Below are 18,603 nucleotides of genomic sequence, written 5' to 3' on the forward strand. Positions count from 1 at the left end.
TTTTTTGTTAATTATTAAAATTGATAATTCAAAAACCTAATTAGTTTTTGTTCATTGCAGTTAACATACCACCGTAAACACCGTTTAAAGATGATAAGTTAGAAGCTAATGATTGCATTTGCTCTTTTAATTTCTGTGCGTTTTCAACTGACTCTTCGTTAATAGAAGCTTGACGATTAACACTTTCTAATTGTACTTTGTAAAGGCTATTTAAAGACTCCATTTGTGCAGCTGCTAAAGATAATTCTTCACCATATTTTTTAGTTGCAGCAATTGAATCTACTGTAGGAGCAATTCCTTTTGCAGCACCTTCAAAGTTTTTAATACTGTTTCCTAAAGAAGCCATTAATTCACCATCAATTTTAGCTTCTTTTAATAAGTTATCTAATTTTTGAGATAATAATCCTTGAGTTTCTTCTGGTTGAGCTTTAGCAGCTTTTTTAGTTGCTGTTTTTTGTCCTCCAGCTAATTCTGGATATACTAAAGACCAGTCTAATTCATTATCTACAGGTTCAAAGGCAGAAATCGCGAAGATTAATGCTTCTGCAACAAGACCAATTGTTAACATTACATTACCTGTTAATGGGCCTAATTCAAAATGCGTAATTTTGAATAAAGCACCAACAATAACTACAGATGCACCTAACCCGTAAGCCATTGCCATAAATTTCTTAAATCCTTTTGATTGTGCCATAATTTTTAATTTTAATTAAGTTAATTATTAGTTTAAAGTTTAGTTTAATTTTCTATTAGTTAAGACCGTTTAGTGTAATATCTGTACCTAAATAATCTTGTACGGTTCTGAAGCCAATATAACTTCTTGCCGAATCAGCATATTCGTAATCTCTTGAACTTACTTGTAAATAGTATGCTACATCTTTCCAAGATCCACCACGAACAACTTTACGATTGTTGTTGATATCATTTACACTTGGGTTGATACTAGAAACAAATTCATAAGAAGATGGATCGTAAGATGCATGTACCCATTCAGAAACATTACCAGACATGTTATATAAGTTATAATCGTTTGCCTCGTAAGACTTAGCTTCTACCGTATATAATGCTTGATCTGCTGCATAATCTCCTCGTAAAGGTTTAAAGTTAGCCATAAAACAACCTCTGTCGTTTTTAGTGTAAGGCCCACCCCAAGGGTAAGTTGCTGCTTGCAAACCACCACGTGCTGCATATTCCCATTCAGCTTCTGAAGGTAAACGGTACTTAGCTACATTATGTTGTTTCTTTTCTTTTCTGTAAGCATTGTGGTAAAGCGTACGCCATTCACAAAAAGCATTTGCTTGTTTCCAAGACACACCAACTACAGGATACTCATCATAAGCAGCATGCCAGAAATAATCGTTATGCATTGGCTCATTGTAAGAATAAGCAAAATCACGAATCCAAGCTGTAGTATCTGGATATACTTCAACAGCTTCTGTAATTAAGAAATCAGAACGCTTTTTACCTTTGTTATGCATTTTAGCAGCCTTCTCAATATCCATGTACGTGTATTGGAATTTAAATTTCTTAACATCCCAAGTACGCTGACCATTATAAGACTCCTCTAAAGGTAAATACATGGTATCCATTACTTCTGCATAATATTCATCTAAATAATTAGCTGTATCGAATTCAATTTCAATATCATTATTTAATTTACGACCTTCATAACCTGTTGGACCTAACCCTGAATAATTATCATACATGTACTTCTCATACACAGACATATTTTCTGGATCTGAATCAACAAAAGCATAATCACCAATAGTACCTGCGTCTGCTTGTGTTAAACCAACCTCATCAGCTAGAATAGCTAAACGTGTTCTAATTGTTGAATCACGTACCCACTCTACAAATTGCTTATACTCTGAATTTGTAATCTCAGTTGCATCCATATAGTAAGAACGAACCGTAACTGTTTTTGCAGGCGCATCGTTCACACCAGCAAGATCGTCGTCTGCTTTACCCATAATAAAAGCACCTCCTGGAACTAGTTCCATTCCAAACGGTTTTTCGGGATGCCATTTCTTTCCTTTAACTCCTACAAGTTGTCCTCTGTCACCAGATCCACAGCTAGTAAGCACAGCTAAAATTGCAGTTAATAAAATTAATTTTTTCATATCCATAGAATACTCGAGGTTAATTATTTTGGCCTTAAAATTTTTAAGAGCGTAAACATATTTATATAATTTGTAAAAAACAACTTTTTTTTCCGAAAACTAACCGCTTTAACGCACAAAAATGCGGTTAATCGATGAGTCGACTCTTTAAAATGTTAAAGTTCTAAACACAGTTCTTTTGGTACGCTTTATACCATCTTTCAGGAACATTATTCTTACAGGCTTCCTGATAGTCTTCATGTGTACATGGTAATAACGTATGCCTTTTTAATTTATTATTTATTTCTTCTAAAAAAGGTATTTCAATCCACCAACGCCCCGTTTTGATACTTTTGTAAAAAATCAGCTCTTGGTGATCCACCAAAGTTATGAATTTCTGGTAATTATTTTCGTTAGAAAAGTCATCATCTTTAATTCGGTAATTTACGCCTTCAATAAAATACCATAACATCTGCGCAACAAGACCTGATGTTAAATCATCTATACTGGATGGTTTATACTCAAAAATACCGAACGACGTTACTTTATTACTAATACCTGCATAACGAGAGATGGCACAGATTTCCTTCCCATCAAATCCATTAGGTGATTCTTGTTGTTTGATTCCGACTTCCGACCCTTTTACAGATCCTAAATCTATACTCACAATATTCGCATCTCTTAATGCTGGCTCAACCAAGGTTATATCGTTTGAAACCGCTCCCAATCGATACGATTCAAAATACAATTGATCCATTAAATCTATTTCTTCTTGAGAATTGAAATAGGTTTGATACCCAATTGTAGCGTAATTAAATAAATTATATGGCTCGTTAAGTATAATCTTACCAACAAAACTTTTATTCTTTATAGGTTTTGTAGAATCGCCTAAATCGAATTTAGAATCGACATTAGCAATATTAACCATAGGCATTAAAGCATCGTATGCCCGATACATGGGATAGGTTAAGTCTTGACTCCCTCCTAAAACTATAGGAATTACGCCTTTGGGAATTAACAAAGAGACAGCCGTTCTAACAGCATAGTAGGTATCCTCAATAGATTCGCCTTTTTGAATATCGCCTAAATCGGCTATTTCGGTATGCCAATTACCAGGAAAGAGTGCGTAAAGGGATTTTCTAATTTCATTTAAATTAAAATCCTCCCCTATATAATCAACCGCATTCCTATTTTCTAAAACACCAATAATTGCTAATTGCACACCATCTAAATCTGGTTTACCGTGTTCGACTGAATGAATTCTAATTTTTTTTCCGAGCGCTTGCGGTGATAATAATTCGTTATGATTTAGAACACTATCGGGTACTGGGGTCAAAAAATTAAAATTCATTAGCTATTATTTCTTTTTAGTAGTTGTTTTTTTCTTTGTAGCTGTTTTCTTAGCTGTACTTTTCTTTTTAGGAGCTGCCTTCTTTTTGGTCGCTTTTTTCTTAGGCGCATTTTTTTCTAAAATAGCCTCTGCTTCTTCTAAGGTCATTTCAGACACGTCATGCGTTTTAGGTAACTCAACTTTCGTTTTACCTTTTACAATATTATGACGACCCCAACGTGCTTTTTCAACACGGATTCCGGCATCTTCCCAATTATGAATAACTTTATCTATCTCTTTTTGGATTTTATCTTCAATTAACTGAACGATATCCGCATCTGATAAATTATCCCAATCGTATTTTTTATTCACATTTATAAACATATTGTTCCATTTTATAAATGGCCCAAAACGTCCTTTACCTTTTTGAACAGGTAAATCCTTATACATATATATGGGAGCGTCAGCTTTTTGTTTTTCTTTTATAATAACAATCGCATCATCCAACTCTACACTTAACGGGTCGGTTCCTTTTGGTAAAGAAACAAATTGATCGCCAAACTTAACATATGGTCCGTAACGGCCATTATTAACTTCAACTGGTAAATTTTCATACTCCCCTAATGCTTTTGGCAATTGAAATAAATCCATTGCCTCCTCATAGGTAATTGTATTTAATTGTTGGTCTGGCGACAAACTAGCAAACTGTGGTTTCTCTTCATCATCAACAGTTCCAATCTGAACCATTGGTCCAAATTTCCCTAAACGCACACTAACTTGCTTACCTGTTTTAGGATCTTTTCCTAAAATACGCTCACCAGATTCTCTTTCGGCATTTTCCTGAACATCTATTACGATAGGATGAAAGTCTTTATAAAAGTCTTTCATCATTTTAGTCCAGTTCACTTTACCTTCCGCTATTTCATCAAAATCTTCCTCTACTTTTGCTGTAAAGTTATAATCTAAAATAGCATCAAAATGATTAACTAAAAAATCGGTAACAATCATACCAATATCCGTTGGTACAAGCTTCCCTTTATCAGAACCTACCTTTTCAGTAAGCACCTTATTTTCAACAACACCATCTTTAAGTGTTAGCAAGGTGTAATCACGATCCACACCATCAACGGTGCCTTTTTCTATATAGTTTCTATTTTGAATAGTTGAAATAGTTGGTGCATATGTAGACGGACGTCCAATACCCAACTCCTCTAATTTCTTAACCAGAGCTGCTTCTGTAAAACGTGCAGGTGGCCTAGTATAACGCTCGGTTGCTGTTATGTAACTATTTAGTAAGGCTTCATTTACTTTCATAGCTGGCAACATACCATCTTGCTCTACATCTTCATCATCGGTACCTTCTAAATACACTTTTAAGAAACCTTCAAACGTAATAACTTCACCATTAGCTGTAAACGTTTCATCGTGAGTAGAGGCTTCAATCTTTAAATTTGTACGTTCCAACTCTGCATCACTCATTTGAGATGCTATAGCACGCTTCCATATTAAGTCATACAAACGCGCTTGATCGCGGTCCATATTTACAGTATGGTTAGAAAAATCAGTTGGACGAATGGCTTCGTGAGCCTCTTGAGCCCCTTTAGACTTTCCTTTATATGTTCTTGGTTTACTAAATTTAGCACCATAAGCACTTTCTATTTCAGCTTGAGCACCTTTTCTAGCTTCATCAGAAAGATTTACACTATCTGTTCTCATATAAGTAATTAAACCGGCTTCGTATAGACGCTGCGCCATAGTCATGGTTTTACTTACTGAGAAATATAATTTACGTGCCGCTTCTTGTTGTAAAGTTGACGTTGTAAACGGTGGTGCTGGCGATTTTTTAGCAGGCTTTTTAACTAAATCACCTACTTTAAACGTTGCATTAGCGTTCGTTTCTAAAAATGCCTGAGCTTCTTCTTTTGACGAAAAATTCTTAGGTAATTTAGCTTTAAAAGTATGACCGGATTCGTTTGAAAATTCGGCATCTATTCTATAAGAAGCAACTGGCTTAAAGCCTTGAATACTTCTTTCGCGCTCTACAATTAATCGTACAGATACGGACTGTACACGTCCTGCTGAAAGGCCTCCTTTTACTTTACGCCATAAAACTGGCGACAATTCATAACCTACAATTCTATCTAATACACGTCGGGCTTGCTGAGCATCCACCAAATCATAATCAATGCCGCGTGGGTTTTCGATAGCTTTTTTTATAGCTGTTTTAGTAATTTCGTGAAATACAATACGTTTTGTTTTGTCTTTATCTAATTTTAAAGACTCTGCTAAATGCCACGCAATAGCTTCTCCCTCGCGATCCTCATCACTTGCTAGCCAAACAGTTTCTGCTTTTTTTGCTAAATCTTTAAGTTTTTTTACAACCGCTTTTTTATCTTTAGAAACCTCATACTTAGGTTTAAAATCGCCATCAACATCAACACCTAATTCCTTGGAAGGTAAATCGGCTATATGCCCAAAACTGGATTCTACTTTAAAATCTTTTCCTAAAAATTTCTCGATTGTTTTTGCCTTTGCAGGAGACTCAACAATTACTAAATTCTTTGCCATTTCACGTTTTTTAAGGCTACAAATGTATGTCAAAAAAAGTACATGTTCCTAATTTTTAAAGCTTCCTCTATTATATTTCGTCAATTTTGATATAAAAACACACCAGTTTATTCAATTATAAATAGGCGGATTAAACCAAGAAATTATGTTTAATTCATTATAACGTTTCTTCTTCATCAAAGACAGCAACCTATTATATAGACCTAATGAAGTACATAATAAGCAAACAAATTAATATTATATGACACTTTGTCACAGTGTGAAAAATAATTGTAACTTTGCATACTTATTGACTGAACTACAATTTCAGACACATTTTATGGAGAAAACTATAGACGAAACGAAACAGGGAGAAGCCCTTAACTTAGAAGCAAAAACAACTAACACTCGTAAACTTTTTATAGAAAGTTATGGCTGTGCTATGAATTTTAGCGATAGCGAAATTGTTGCTTCCATACTTTCTAACGAAGGCTTTAATACCACTCAAAAATTAGAGGATGCCGACTTAGTTTTGGTGAACACCTGTTCTATTCGTGATAAAGCTGAACAAACTGTACGTAAGCGTTTAGAAAAATATAACGCAGTAAAAAAAATAAACCCAAAAATGAAAGTTGGTGTTTTAGGCTGTATGGCAGAACGCTTAAAAGACAAATTTTTGGAGGAAGAAAAAATAGTAGACCTTGTTGTTGGCCCTGATGCCTATAAAGATCTGCCTAATTTATTATCGGAAGTAGAAGCTGGACGCGATGCCATAAACGTTGTACTCTCTAAAGAAGAAACGTATGGCGATGTATCACCTGTAAGACTAGACAGCAATGGCATAACAGCTTTTGTTTCAATAACGCGTGGTTGTGATAATATGTGTACCTTTTGCGTAGTACCATTTACCCGAGGCCGCGAACGTAGTAGAGATCCACAAAGTATTATTGAAGAGATAAATACATTATGGGAAAAAGGATATAAAGAAATCACCCTTTTAGGACAAAATGTAGATAGTTATCTATGGTATGGTGGTGGCCTAAAAAAAGATTTTAAGAAGGCTAGTGAAATGCAAAAAGCTACAGCTGTACATTTTTCTAAGCTATTAGAACTTTGTGCTGAAGCGCAACCTAAAATGCGTATTCGTTTTTCTACATCTAACCCTCAAGATATGACTTTGGATGTTGTAGAAACAATGGCCAAGTACAAAAACATATGCAACCATATACATTTACCTATTCAAAGTGGTAGTAATCGTATTCTAAAGGAAATGAACAGACAACATACTCGTGAAGAGTATATGGACCTTATTACCAATATTAGACGTATTCTACCCGATTGCGCAATTAGTCAAGACATGATTGCTGGTTTCCCAACAGAAACAGAGCAAGATCATCAGGACACTTTAAGCCTTATGGAAACCGTACAATACGATTTTGGTTTTATGTACGCCTATTCGGAAAGACCAGGTACTATGGCTGGAAGAAATATGAAAGATGATGTTCCCGAAGCCACTAAAAAGCGTCGTTTACAAGAAATTATTGACGTACAGCGAGCTAATGGTCACAAAAAAACATTAGCTAATGTAGGTCAAGTTCGTGAAGTATTAATTGAAAAAGAATCGAAAAAATCAGATTTACAATGGTCTGGTCGTACCTCACAAAATACCGTAGTAGTATTTCCTAAAGAACATTATAAGGTAGGCGAATTTGTAAACGTAAAAATTAACGACTGTACAACAGCAACACTTATTGGTGAAGCTGTTGGTTATTCGGACAACAACTAATAAAGCTTAAAATTTACATTAAAAACAAAGTCTAAGTTTAAACGAACCAAGGACTATTGAATTATAAATATGGAATCAATACAAGCAACCAAACAACGTTTCGGAATTATTGGAAACGACCCAACATTGAATCGCGCCATTGAAAAAGCCATTCAAGTAGCACCAACAGACATTTCAGTTTTAGTAACTGGAGAGTCTGGCGTGGGTAAGGAAAGTATTCCTAAAATCATTCATTCTTTATCCCATAGAAAACACGGCAAATATATAGCTGTAAACTGTGGTGCTATTCCTGAAGGAACGATAGACTCAGAACTCTTTGGACATGAAAAAGGAGCTTTTACAGGAGCAACAGCTACTAGAAGCGGTTATTTTGAAGTTGCAGATGGCGGTACTATTTTTTTAGATGAAGTTGGAGAGCTACCACTAACAACACAAGTGCGCTTACTACGTGTTTTAGAAAACGGCGAATTTATAAAAGTAGGTTCTAGTAAAGTCCAAAAAACCAATGTGCGTATTGTAGCCGCTACAAACGTAAATATGTTTGAAGCAATTAAAAAAGAAAAATTCCGCGAAGATTTATACTACCGTTTAAGTACCGTTGAAATAAACCTACCTCCGTTACGCACCAGAAAAGACGATATTCATTTATTGTTTAGAAAATTTGCTAGCGACTTTGCCTTAAAATATAAAATGCCAACCATAAAACTAACAGACGATGCTGTAAACATGCTGCTTAAATTTCGTTGGAATGGTAATATTAGACAATTACGAAATGTTGCCGAGCAAATATCCGTACTAGAACAAAACAGAACAATTAATGCTCTAACCTTAAAAGAGTATTTACCATCTGAAAACTCCCAATTACCAGCAGTAATTAATAATACCAAATCGGAAAGTGACTTTAGTAGCGAGCGCGAAATTTTATATAAAGTGCTTTTTGATATGAAAAGCGATTTAAACGACTTAAAGAAACTAACTATGGAACTGATGAAAACTGGAAACGGTTCGGAAGTTCAAAAGGAAAACGAAGGTCTTATTGAAAAAATTTACGGTCAAACTGATGAAGACACGCAAGAAGCCTATGAAGATTTAGAAGTACTTTCTATTCCTGAAAAACCAAATAGTCATATAGCCGATGCCGCAATTGAGGAAATTTCAGATAAATACCATTTTGCAGAAGAAATTGAAGAGGAAGAAACACTTTCTTTGCAAGACAAAGAATTAGAACTCATAAAAAAATCGTTAGAACGCCACAGCGGAAAACGTAAATTAGCAGCTGCCGAACTAGGTATAAGCGAGCGTACTTTATACAGAAAAATTAAACAATACGATTTATAATGGGCATTAACATAAAACACATGAAAATTAAAATCCTAAAATTTGCATTACTCCTAACCGTTATTACAACCATTTTAGGATGTGGCGCTTATTCATTTACAGGTGCTTCCATTGCTCCTGACGTTAAAACCTTTCAGGTAGAATATTTTCAAAATAATGCCATATTAATAGAACCCGGATTAGATCGTGATTTTACAAATGCATTAGCCGATTTATTACTGAATCAAACAAATTTAGATTTAGTAAAATCTGCTGGCGATTTAATATACGAAGGTGAAATAACCGAATATCGCATCTCCCCTACAACAGCGACTGCCGATAATACCGCTGCTCAAAACCGATTAACTATATCGGTAAATGTTAGGTTTTATAACATGAAAAATGAGGAAGACAATTTAGAACAACGCTTTTCCTTCTTTTATGATTATGCCGGTGATGCTTTATTAACAGGAACAGAAAAAGATACAGCACTTGCTGAAATTTTTGAACGCTTAACACAGGATATTTTTAATGCAACATTAGCTAAATGGTAATATGATGACAGCTGCCGAATTTTCAACTATTATACAAGAACCCCAGAATATTACTCCGGAACAAACACTGGAGTTAAAATTCGTTCTAGATCAATTTCCATACTTGCAATCAGCTAGAGCTAGTTATTTAAAAGGTCTTAAAAACAAAGGGAGTGTAAAGTATAATAATGAACTTAAACGAACTGCTGCTTACACTACGGATCGGAGTATTTTATTCGATTTCATTACGTCGGAAGCCTTTATGCAAAATGAAATTTCTAAGCATATTAAGCAACACCTTGATCATATTAAAGCTATCGATGTAGACTCCGAAGACCTATCTTCTGACAAGAAAACACAAATTGATGATGTTCTAAAAAAACAAATTAGCGATACTGAAGGCACGCTAGACCCAGAGTTATTTCAACCTAAACATCAAAAAACACCTATTGCTCATTTCCAATCAGAAGAAAATAAAGCCTCCGAAAACGAAACAATAAGTACAGATTTAAACAAATCTATTAGCAACACGTCTACTATTCCTGAAGTAAATCCAGAACATAACATTAAAGCAGACAAGGAAGAAGCATCACCTAACCAGGTTTTAAAATTAGGGAGTCCATTACAATTTGATAAACAAGAAAAACACTCCTTTAATGAATGGCTTATGCTTACACGTTTTGAACCTATTAAGCGTGACGAGCCTGAAAACAAACCGGAGCCAACACAAGAAACTAGCGCGCCATTAAAAGAAAAAAGCGACAAAAACCGAACAAAAAAGTTTGATTTAATAGATCAGTTTATAACTAAAAACCCCAAGCTAAAGCCTAGTAAAACAAGTGGTAAAAGCGCAAATATAGCAGACGCTCAAATGATTCAACCTGAAGCTTTAATGACCGAAACTTTAGCACGAATTTATGTGGAACAAAAAAACTATAAAAAGGCAATTCAATCTTACAACATTTTAAGTTTGAAATATCCAGAAAAAAGTGGTTTCTTTGCAGACCAAATTAAAGCAGTAAAACAATTACAAGAACAAAATAACGATTAACCATGAGTACGTTTACCATATTTTTAGCACTTATTGTACTAGTTGCATTTTTACTTATTGTAGTAATAATGGTTCAAAACCCTAAAGGGGGCGGATTATCATCATCATTTGGTGGTGGCGGATCACAACAATTAGGAGGTGTTAAGAAAACAACAGACTTCTTAGATAAGAGTACATGGACATTAGCAACAATTATGTTAGTGTTAATATTAGTATCTAACATTGCTATAGACAGAACAGGAAGTGCAGAGTCTAAAGCTATTGAGCAAATAAACACAGAACAAACAGTACCTGTAGCACCAGCTACTACTCCAACACAAACTACTGAAACATCTAGTGATTCAGAATAAATTTTGTGTTATTACATATAAGAAAAAAGCCAACTTTAAAGTTGGCTTTTTTTATGCCCTATAGTTAAAATGAAATTTTGTCAGTCTTCTGCTATTGGCACATTTTTGGCTACACATCAAACGTTAAACAATTTTATAAAACTAAAACATCATAAAAAATGGCATTAAAAATTAAACCATTAGCAGATAGAGTTCTTATTGAACCAGAAGCAGCAGAAACGAAAACAGCTTCAGGAATTATTATTCCAGATAACGCTAAAGAAAAACCACAACAAGGTAAAGTTATGGCTGCAGGAAAAGGTACTAAAGACGAACCTATGACAGTAAAAGTTGGAGACACTGTTCTTTATGGTAAGTACGCAGGTACAGAGTTAAAATTGGAAGGTAAAGATTACCTAATTATGCGTGAAAGCGACATATTAGCTATCATATAATTAACCGAATAAATAAACAACAACTAAATTATAAAATAGAATTCCACAATTGTGGAAACACTAATTAAAAATATAAAACAATGGCAAAAGATATAAAATTTGATATTGAAGCTCGCGACGGTTTAAAACGTGGTGTGGATGCATTAGCAAATGCAGTAAAAGTGACTTTAGGACCAAAAGGTCGTAACGTAATAATTAGTAGAAGTTTTGGTGCACCTCAAGTAACTAAAGATGGTGTAACAGTAGCTAAAGAAGTAGAGCTTGAAAATGAGCTTGAAAACATGGGTGCTCAAATGGTAAAAGAAGTTGCTAGTAGAACAAATGATTTAGCTGGTGATGGTACAACTACCGCTACTGTTTTAGCTCAAGCAATAGTAAAAGAAGGTTTAAGAAATGTTGCTGCCGGTGCAAACCCAATGGACTTAAAGCGTGGTATTGACAAAGCTGTAGATGCTATTGTAGCAAACCTTGCAGAACAAGCACAACAAGTAGGTAACTCTTCTGAGAAAATTAAGCAAGTTGCCTCTATTTCAGCAAATAACGATGAAACTATTGGTGATTTAATTGCTAAAGCTTTTGATAAAGTTGGAAAAGAAGGTGTTATAACTGTTGAAGAAGCTAAAGGAACAGATACATATGTTGATGTTGTTGAAGGTATGCAGTTTGATAGAGGCTACCTATCTCCTTATTTTGTTACAGATTCTGACAAGATGATTGCTGATTTAGAAAACCCTTACATCTTATTATTTGATAAGAAAATCTCTAACCTACAGGAAATCCTACCTATTTTAGAGCCTGTTGCACAATCAGGAAGACCTTTATTAATTATTGCTGAAGATGTTGAAGGTCAAGCCTTAGCTACATTGGTGGTAAACAAATTACGTGGTGGACTTAAAATTGCTGCTGTAAAAGCACCTGGATTTGGTGACAGACGTAAAGCAATGCTAGAAGATATTGCTATCTTAACAGGTGGTGTTGTTATTTCTGAAGAACGTGGTTTTTCACTTGAAAACGCCGATTTAAGTATGTTAGGAACTGCTGAAACAGTTACTATTGATAAAGACAACACAACAATTGTTAATGGTTCTGGTGATGCGGATGCTATTAAAAACCGTGTAAACCAAATCAAAGCGCAAATTGAAACGACTACAAGCGATTACGATAAGGAAAAACTTCAAGAACGTTTAGCTAAATTAGCTGGTGGTGTTGCCGTATTATACGTAGGTGCAGCAAGTGAAGTAGAAATGAAAGAGAAAAAAGATCGTGTTGACGATGCACTTCACGCTACTAGAGCAGCTGTTGAAGAAGGTATTGTTGCTGGTGGTGGTGTTGCCCTTGTAAGAGCTAAAAGCTTACTAGAAGACTTAACAACTTCAAACCTTGACGAAGTTACAGGTATCCAAATTGTAGCACGCGCTATTGAAGCTCCTCTAAGAACAATTGTTCAAAATGCTGGTGGCGAAGGAAGTGTTGTTATTTCAAAAGTACTAGAAGGCAAAAAAGACTTTGGTTTTGATGCTAAGACAGAAACATATGTTGATATGCTAAAAGCTGGTATTATTGATCCTAAAAAAGTAACGCGTGTAGCTTTAGAAAATGCAGCATCTGTTGCTGGTATGATATTAACTACAGAATGTGCTTTAATAGACATCAAAGAAGATGCTCCTGCTATGCCTCCAATGGGCGCTGGTGGTGGCATGCCTGGCATGATGTAATTCTCACATTACTAAATACATTAAAAAGCATCTCTATTATGAGATGCTTTTTTTTTACTTCATTTTAAAAACGTAACATCTTACATATAAAAACAATATATTTATAGTTCAACTAAAGCACATCTTAAAATTTAAGCGCCACGCTCATGTTTAAAAAATCGTCCCTAATACTTTTTGCAATCATCTGTTCGTTTGCGGGTTTTTCTCAAAACAACACTTTCGATTATATTGAAAACCAATACACAGACTATTTCAAATTAGAACCTGAAACAATTTATACACATATTAATAAAACCAAGTTTCTTCCAACCGAAGAGCTTTGGTTTAAAAGCTATATTTATAACACAAAAACACAAAAGCCTTACTTAACAACAAATAACGTTTACGCCAGCCTTTACAACTCTAAAGGACAATTAATGAGTAAAAAAATCTACTATGCTGAAAATGGTATGATGCATGGGAATTTTAGTTTTAAAGAAGGTTTTGAACCTGGTATTTATTTTCTAAAAGTTAGTACAAACTGGATGAAAAACTTTAATGAACCGTATTATAGCTTACAACAGTTTGAAATTTTAGGAAACGATATTGACGGTGATGAATCAAGTCCTAAAACTGAACAAAAATACGATTTCCAACTTCTCCCTGAAGGCGGACACATGCTTACAGATGCTACAAACACTATTGGATTTAAAGGAACAGATATTAACGGACATGAAATCATCATAACATCAGGCGAAGTTACCGACAGCCAAGGAGCAGTTGTTTCAACATTTAAAAGCAACAGTTACGGACTTGGTAAATTTAGTCTCTTTATATCTAAAAATGAAAACTACACAGTAAAAGTAACACTAGATGACGGAAATGAAATAATAAAACCCCTACCGAAAGCAGATTTAAAAGGCATAGCGCTTTCTGTCAATAATCTTAATAACAACACCCTTTTTATAAGCCTTAAAACCAATAAAAATAGCATAGCTAAACTTTTAGACAAACCTTATTATATTGTTTTACATAGAGATGGTCTTCTAAAAAAAATAGATTTTAACTTTAAGAAGGATCAACTTGAATACACCATTCCTATCCCTAAGGAAAACCTATACCCAGGAATGAATATTTTAACCCTTTTCAATGACAAGAAGCAACCGTTATTAGAGCGACTCCTATTTAACAACACAAACAACTTAACCCAAAGCATTAGCTTGCTTGGTAAAAATACTAGAGCAGATTCTACACAAATAAGACTTACAACTAACAAAATAAACAATACAAATTCAACAATTAGTATCTCAGTATTACCTGCAACTACAGAGGCTTATAACACAGACAACACTATTATTTCTAGCCTATTATTACAACCATACATAAAAGGAGCCATAAAAAATCCTCAAGGTTATTTTACGGATACGAATCGGAAATCATTATATAATTTAGATCTTTTGTTACTCACCCAAGGCTGGAGTCGTTATGAATGGCAAAATGTTTTCCATAAACCACAGATTGACAAATATAATTTTGAAGCGGGCTTTCAACTAAAAGGAAAAATTAACAATTTAAAGAGCGACAATATTAAAGAAATAGTCTTGTTTTCAGCAAACAACGAACTGATGCTTACAAGTCCGATTGAGGACAATTATTTTAGTTTTGACAATTTATCATTAACCGAAAACTCTGTAATTTCCTTAAGTGCTAAAAACAAAAAAGGCAAAATTACAATGCCCAACGCCTACTACAATATCTACCCAACTTATGTTTACGACTCCATACAAACTGAAGGCATCATTAAAAAACCAATCCGTATAACAGGTAAAAAGGACAACTTAGTTTATGATGATTCCTTTACAGAACTAGACACCGTGTTACTTAAAGTAAAAAAGTACGAGAAGAAAGAAAAATTTATGGCAACAGGAGGCGTTAATAACCGCTCTATAGACCTAAAGAGTTTTTACACTTTTACGACTCGTATAATAGATATTATACGAAGTAAAGGTTTTGACGTAACGGAATACCCAACAACTGTAGCTATATTCTCAAGACGCGGCACTAACTTACAGGGACAATTACGCCCTCAGGTGTATTTAGACGGCATGAGGGTCTCGGAGCAGTTAGACTTAATCCAATTTCTTACGGTAGAAGATGTTGAAGAACTTTATATTGCCCAAACAGGATATGGTATGGATGGTGCAGGAGGATCTATCAATATTTTTAGAAAGTCTGGTGGCAGCACAAATAGAAAACCTAAGGGCAAGTTTAAAAATAAAGATCAGGTTTTTGGTTTTTCATTGCCCAAAACATACTACGCTCCAATTTACAACACATCAAATCAAGATATGTATGCTAAACTAGCCGTACTAAATTGGATTCCAAATTTAAGTCCAAATGCCGATGGTGAATTTGTATTTAATATTCCTAATTATTACAACACACCCATTAATATATATATAGAAGGACTAAGTGAAGATGGACGATTAATATCTAAAATAGAAACTATAAGCCTCGATTAATTTTAATTAGTTGCAATTAAATCCTTAACACATAACACTGCTTCTTCCCTATGAGCCTCATCAACATAAATTTCATAATTCCCAAAGATACCTGGATAGGATGAATCGGATTTATTAATTTCAAAATAAGGGATATTTGCTTCATCTAATGCATTTTTAACCCCAAAAACTTGAATCTGCGAAGTACTTGATAATATTAACGTTCTAGCCATAATAAAGATTTTTTACATTATAGTAATATAGTCATTTTAAAGAAATTTTGCACTATAAAAAAGCCCAAACAATTTGTTTGGGCTTTTTTATTCTTAACTAACATAGCTTAATCATTTGCATGATCATCTTGAACGGCTTCATCTCTATACAAACAACATGGATGCACACTGTTATACGCCTCGTCTGTTGCTTTTATTTCTTCAGTATCATGACCTACGTCGGCAATACTTTGACTAATAGTTGTTAAGTCGGTTTTACGCTCATCAAATATTAATTTCAACTCATGAGTTTGCACATTCCACACAGCCGATTTCACACCTTTAGTTCTTACACAAGCTTTTTCAATACGCTCTTTACACATCATACATACGCCATCTACTTCTATAGATGCCTTTGCATTTTTATTTTGTGAGAAAGCTGTTAAACCAAAAAGCATGACTAATAAAATTCCTAGTTTTTTCATTTTTATTTATTTTTTGTTAATTATTAATTCATTTTAAATCGTAATCCTGCGTAGTACAAACTACCAAAAACAGGACCATAAACAAATGTCGTATCAAAATAAGATCCAAATGGGTCGTTAGCGGCTAAAATAGGATCATCTTGCCTAACATTTGTAACATTCTCGCCTCCTAAATATACTTCAAATTTAGATGACAACACTTTGGTTACTTGTAAATTTAAGGTACCTATTGTAGGGGTATATTCAGTTAGCTGATAGGCTGTAGGGTTTGTTGCAGTAGATGAAAAACGTTGCTTACTTAGCCAGTTATATGTTGCATCGAATTTCCATTGTGCGCCAGTTTCTTTCCTTGTTGTTTCATAACCCGCATTTGCAAAAAACCGATGCTTTGGAGTTAGTGGTTTTTCTAATTTACCTCTCTGATACTGCGTTTTAACATCATAATATTTATAAGCTAATCTTAAATCGAAATTCTGAAACAAGTTATAATTTATTTCGGTTTGAAAACTATTAGCAAAACTATCCCCTTCTAAATTATATAAACTAACTGCTTGAGGGTTTTCATAATCAACTACAATCTGATTCTGAAAATCGGTGCGATAAAAATCAAATGCAATATCTCCTTTATTTCCAAACAAATTAAAGCCTTGCAAATAGGAAACGCCATAATTCCATGCCACTTCAGGATCTAAACCATAAATATCACCACCAGCATTCACTATATTAATAGCTCTAGAAGTAGCAAACATCTGTTGATTTTCAGCAAAAATATTAGCACTACGTTTTCCTCGACCTACAGAAGCTCTAAAAGCAGCTTTTTCCCAAGGAGTATAGCGTAAATGCAATCTAGGAGTTACGAAAAAACCCAATAAATTATGCTGATCTACACGTACGCCCGCAGTAAGATTTAAATTATCTAAATTGTCATAATTATATTCAAAAAAAGCACCAATAGAGGACTCTGTACGATCGTAATTAGTAGCATTAACCAACTCCGAGTAATCATCATATGTATAACTTAATCCTGTTTTTACTTTATGACGTGTGTCCCCAATCAAAGTGTTATAAATAGCATTTGCATAAACACTATTATGAACAATATCATAAGCATTTAAACCATAATACGAATCTTGCTCATGTCTGCTAAAAGCACCTTGAACACTAAGTACTTGGTAAGGGATTTCGGGATTAACATACCCTAATTTGGCTGAAATCTCATAACGCTCGGTATCTATCTCACTACCCCATGCATTAGTCGTTCCCTTATCTGTATCGGGATCAAAATCTAACTCTCCTGTTTGTTTAGCATCATTTAAATATTTTAAATTTATAAAACTTACAAGTCCCTTTTCTGGATTTGAATACTGCCATCTATTCATCAAATTAATCTGCTTATAGAGCGGCATATCTAGAAAGTTATCATCATTCACATCGTGTTTCTCATTATGTGTATTACCATGAATGTACAAACCCGTTGACCACTTGTCACTAACTTTCGTATTTACGTGTGTATTTAATTCCATACGCGCACTTGATGCTCCGTATAAATTAACAAACAACTTATTGTCGGTTGTAGGTTTTACAAGCTCAGCATTAATTTGACCTGCAATACTTTCAAATCCATTTACAACACTACCCGCTCCTTTAGTAATTTGTATACTCTCTACCCAGGTTCCCGGAATAAAACTCAAACCAAAAGCTTGAGAAGCACCTCGAATAGAAGGAATGTTCTCGGTAGCAATTAAAATATATGGCGTTGTTAAGCCTAACATTTTTATTTGACGTGTTCCTGAAACAGCATCAGCAAAATTAACATCAATAGATGGATTGGTTTCAAAACTCTCCGACAAGTTACAACAAGCAGCTTTTAGTAGTTCATCACTACTAACTGTCATTATATTTTGTGACTGTAAATACGATTTAGCTGTTGCCTGATTTCTAGAAGTAACAACAACCTCCTCTAAAGCACTGGTAGCTGTTAGCAAATGCTTAATTGGCTGCACTGAACTTACAGTTAATGTATCCGTTTTATAACCAACAAAACTAACAACTAGTTTTTTATATTCAGGCTTATATGGTATTATAAATTTTCCATCAAAATCCGTTACGGCTCCAACCGTTGTGTTTAACCAATACACATTAGCACCAGTAACAGGCACTTCTGAATTTTGTTCATTAGCTTCTAAAATTACACCTTGAATCTCATTTTGAGAAACCGCTAAAAAAGGTATAAAGGTTAATATAAATAGTATATTTTTCATTTT

15 protein-coding genes are annotated in these 18,603 nt (G+C 34.3%); 8 read left to right on the forward strand and 7 right to left on the reverse strand.

The annotated features are described in order from the left end of the window. Positions 1-40: 40 nt before the first annotated feature. The 4 genes from porL to topA all read right to left on the reverse strand — a co-directional run bounded on the left by porL (position 41) and on the right by topA (position 5,997). Complete coding sequence (gene porL / locus ACW5R3_RS12450) at positions 41-694, reverse strand: type IX secretion system motor protein PorL/GldL (protein ID WP_456577340.1); 654 nt, start codon at positions 692-694, stop codon at positions 41-43. Between the two features lie 55 nt (positions 695-749). Further along, positions 750-2,120, reverse strand: coding sequence for a T9SS ring complex lipoprotein PorK/GldK (gene porK / locus ACW5R3_RS12455; RefSeq protein WP_456577341.1), 1,371 nt, complete (start codon positions 2,118-2,120; stop codon positions 750-752). Between the two features lie 163 nt (positions 2,121-2,283). Beyond that, positions 2,284-3,450, reverse strand: coding sequence for a formimidoylglutamase (locus ACW5R3_RS12460; RefSeq protein ID WP_456577342.1), 1,167 nt, complete (start codon positions 3,448-3,450; stop codon positions 2,284-2,286). 6 nt (positions 3,451-3,456) lie between these two features. Further along, on the reverse strand, positions 3,457-5,997 hold the full coding sequence (gene topA, locus ACW5R3_RS12465; RefSeq protein ID WP_456577343.1) for a type I DNA topoisomerase: 2,541 nt from the start codon (positions 5,995-5,997) through the stop codon (positions 3,457-3,459). A 319-nt stretch (positions 5,998-6,316) separates the two neighbouring features. Here topA and miaB point away from each other — a divergent pair, with 319 nt between their 5' ends. From miaB to ACW5R3_RS12505, 8 genes are all read left to right on the forward strand, one after another. Beyond that, positions 6,317-7,762 (forward strand): tRNA (N6-isopentenyl adenosine(37)-C2)-methylthiotransferase MiaB, encoded by a 1,446-nt coding sequence (gene miaB, locus ACW5R3_RS12470; protein WP_456577344.1) that lies wholly within the window; start codon positions 6,317-6,319, stop codon positions 7,760-7,762. 69 nt (positions 7,763-7,831) lie between these two features. Then, positions 7,832-9,100, forward strand: a complete 1,269-nt coding sequence (locus tag ACW5R3_RS12475) for a sigma 54-interacting transcriptional regulator (protein WP_456577345.1) — start codon at positions 7,832-7,834, stop codon at positions 9,098-9,100. 20 nt (positions 9,101-9,120) lie between these two features. Further along, the gene (locus ACW5R3_RS12480) at positions 9,121-9,633 is read left to right on the forward strand and encodes an LptE family protein (RefSeq protein WP_456577346.1); all 513 of its coding nucleotides are present in this window, start codon (positions 9,121-9,123) and stop codon (positions 9,631-9,633) included. Position 9,634: 1 nt separating this feature from the next. Further along, positions 9,635-10,663, forward strand: a complete 1,029-nt coding sequence (locus ACW5R3_RS12485) for a hypothetical protein (RefSeq protein ID WP_456577347.1) — start codon at positions 9,635-9,637, stop codon at positions 10,661-10,663. 2 nt (positions 10,664-10,665) lie between these two features. Then, the gene (gene secG / locus ACW5R3_RS12490; RefSeq protein ID WP_456577348.1) at positions 10,666-11,013 is read left to right on the forward strand and encodes a preprotein translocase subunit SecG; all 348 of its coding nucleotides are present in this window, start codon (positions 10,666-10,668) and stop codon (positions 11,011-11,013) included. Positions 11,014-11,171: 158 nt separating this feature from the next. Beyond that, the gene (locus ACW5R3_RS12495) at positions 11,172-11,447 is read left to right on the forward strand and encodes a co-chaperone GroES (protein WP_456577349.1); all 276 of its coding nucleotides are present in this window, start codon (positions 11,172-11,174) and stop codon (positions 11,445-11,447) included. A gap of 80 nt (positions 11,448-11,527) precedes the next feature. After that, the gene (gene groL, locus ACW5R3_RS12500; RefSeq protein ID WP_456577350.1) at positions 11,528-13,162 is read left to right on the forward strand and encodes a chaperonin GroEL; all 1,635 of its coding nucleotides are present in this window, start codon (positions 11,528-11,530) and stop codon (positions 13,160-13,162) included. A 146-nt stretch (positions 13,163-13,308) separates the two neighbouring features. Further along, positions 13,309-15,663, forward strand: a complete 2,355-nt coding sequence (locus tag ACW5R3_RS12505) for a hypothetical protein (RefSeq protein ID WP_456577351.1) — start codon at positions 13,309-13,311, stop codon at positions 15,661-15,663. Between the two features lie 2 nt (positions 15,664-15,665). Here ACW5R3_RS12505 and ACW5R3_RS12510 read toward each other — a convergent pair whose 3' ends face one another. The 3 genes from ACW5R3_RS12510 to ACW5R3_RS12520 all read right to left on the reverse strand — a co-directional run bounded on the left by ACW5R3_RS12510 (position 15,666) and on the right by ACW5R3_RS12520 (position 18,600). Then, on the reverse strand, positions 15,666-15,875 hold the full coding sequence (locus tag ACW5R3_RS12510; protein WP_456577352.1) for a putative signal transducing protein: 210 nt from the start codon (positions 15,873-15,875) through the stop codon (positions 15,666-15,668). A 107-nt stretch (positions 15,876-15,982) separates the two neighbouring features. Beyond that, positions 15,983-16,339 carry a heavy-metal-associated domain-containing protein gene (locus ACW5R3_RS12515; RefSeq protein WP_456577353.1) on the reverse strand — a complete coding sequence of 119 codons (357 nt, stop codon included), beginning with the start codon at positions 16,337-16,339 and terminating at the stop codon, positions 15,983-15,985. A 23-nt stretch (positions 16,340-16,362) separates the two neighbouring features. After that, the gene (locus ACW5R3_RS12520) at positions 16,363-18,600 is read right to left on the reverse strand and encodes a TonB-dependent receptor (protein ID WP_456577354.1); all 2,238 of its coding nucleotides are present in this window, start codon (positions 18,598-18,600) and stop codon (positions 16,363-16,365) included. Between the last annotated feature and the right edge of the window lie 3 nt (positions 18,601-18,603).

The sequence above is a fragment of the Algorimicrobium bowmanii genome, from assembly GCF_054031195.1.